2 protein-coding genes are annotated in these 2329 nt (G+C 40.1%); one reads left to right on the top strand and one right to left on the bottom strand.

Translation table 11 applies throughout. The annotated features are described in order from the left end of the window. On the top strand, positions 1-1039 hold a 1039-nt coding region (locus tag AC3LHT_RS10435; RefSeq protein ID WP_488662842.1), incomplete at its 5' end, for a VWA domain-containing protein. A 683-nt stretch (positions 1040-1722) separates the two neighbouring features. On the opposite strand, the gene AC3LHT_RS10430 is transcribed toward AC3LHT_RS10435, so the two are convergent. Continuing rightward, a partial coding sequence (locus tag AC3LHT_RS10430; protein ID WP_488662841.1) for a glucodextranase DOMON-like domain-containing protein occupies positions 1723-2329 on the bottom strand: 607 nt, incomplete at its 5' end.

Below are 2329 nucleotides of genomic sequence, written 5' to 3'. Positions count from 1 at the left end.
TCCAGTATTGCAACAGGATATTCCTCTGGACCCAATTGGTGTAAGAGTTCCCAACACCTGGGGAAATGGTCTTGATATTTTCTTCACGATAGACAAACTCCCTTCGAGTATTCCCATATTTGATCCCATTAGTTCTCCAATGCCTCTTAAGTTGAAACTGAGCATTCCTGACTATTTGGGTACGCTTGACAATGGCAAGGTTATGGTCTTTGAAGATGGAAAACCTCAGGGGTTTGTGATCGTCAAAGAAACTGAGGTTCGTATTGGTGCTGACATAGTTTTTCTTGTTGATACAACCGGTAGCATGTCAGATGAGATCTCAGGAGTTAAAAGCAGTATTCAGAAGTTTCTGCAATCTTTATCCGATGCTGGATATGACATAAAAGCAGCAGTAATTCCTTTTGGGGATTATGCTCCCGGCAATCCGGATTATGAAGGTGCAAGCTATTCTGCCCCATTTATCAATCTCTCTGATTCTGAAATCGCGAGTAATTACGCGAATGAACTGGTTGCTTACGGTGGTCAGGACCTTCCAGAAAACATCTATGGCGCCATTATGTTTGCTTGGAATAACATGAATTGGAGGGCAGGAACCGAAAGAGTCATCATATTGCTGACAGATGCTTTCAGCCATTACACAGGAGATCAACCGCCTGATGTTACCTGGCCAAATTTCATTATTCCTGAAAATGAGTTTTTTGATCCATATACAAAACAGGATGTATTTGAGGCTATTTACGGATACGCCACTTTACACATAATAGCTTCCACAGGCACTTTCTACTATGAAAGTGACACCGATTTCAGCCATCCAGGCGATCCAAGAGAACTTGTTAACGCAACAGGCGGACTTATAATTTATCAAGAAGGAACAGAAGAACCTGATCTTTCAGAAATTGGCATTGCAGAGTATATTCTTTCTTCATGGCTTATATTCTTTGAGACAGACTCATATAAGAACTCACATGACCTGAGCGTGTTTGTAGAGCTTCCCAATGGTACTCAAGGCAAAGAGCAGCTTTCGGGGGTTATTTACTGACAAAACAAAACCGGGATCTACTTTCTAAATTTTCTTGACTAGAAGGTCATATTCCTTGTACGCCTTGCTATCAATGCCAAGAACATCTTGAAAGCTTTTCTTATTATCAAAGCTAATGATTCCACCTTATGCTTCTATGTAGCACTTTTTAGTGTGGTTTTTCCTATATGGTAATGCATGACAAAAGAAACGCCGTTTCTTCGAATTTTTGTGTCACATATACTACAAAGTTCCTGAATGACTTTATCCGCATTTTGCCTTTTAGATACTTTAGAATTTTATTGTAATTTGTAGTTGTAGCTTAAACTCTGATGGAGTTTCCATCATGGTAAGTGAATGCTATAGGTTCTGCGGAGCGCTTTCATTTGTCCGGGAATCAGGACCTAAAATATTCTTTTATACCTCCTTGTTCGAGCACTTTACTATTAATAAATACCGCCGCTCTCGCCATCGGTTATAGACCATCTATGACAAGAAAAAGTTTCTCATCTACGTCGAGAAAGGGAGAATTTTTTCTTATGACTTTCGTTTTTCACCTCTACAAAGTTATAGCAAAGAAAAAGCGAGGAATTCCCCGCTTTTACGACTTCGTGTTATTATAATTCAAAAAATTATGTTCTCCAAGAAACTCACACAGCCTCCTTTATGGAGACTGTGTGAAAACCAAGAAAAATCTTTAAGAGTTATTGTATAACAAAGAACACATCATCCATGATATAAGGATCGGATTTCATGCCACCACCGAAGTGGTAAGCCTTTGGCTCAGGATAGAGATCTCTGTATTTTGCTTCTATTCCGTCGAAGTCCCATGTGGTTATGTAAAACTTGAATCCACTGTAAGAATCAGGTCTTCCAAAAAGCTCGCCTGAGATTATCAAAGTGACTTCACTGGTCATGTTGTTTGTCTTTACTTTGGGTGTGGGAGAAATTGGTTTTCCAAAAGACTGTGGACCACTTCCTTCTGATGAATAAGCAACTATGGACCAGCCATTGGCAAAGATGAAGTAATCCCAGTCGCTTCCTTCAGGCATCTCAGCGTTTTGATAGGGTAAAGCTCTTGCAGATGGATCGTCCACGTAGATTTGAAAAGTAACATGGTCAAATCCATTTTGGGGGCTCCACGAGGTAGTCAGGTCTTTGATTTTCATTGAAACCACAAGGCTTCCGCCAACTTGTTTGAGAGTTATACCCAGAAGGTCCATTTGGTTTTTGAAGGTTATATCCGTTGGATATGAGTATTTTCCGTAAGGGCCTTTGTCATCGCCTTCGGGATCTTCCTTTTTAATAAGT

The organism is Kosmotoga sp., assembly GCF_982836095.1.
This window is presented reverse-complemented; position numbering and strand designations above follow the sequence as displayed.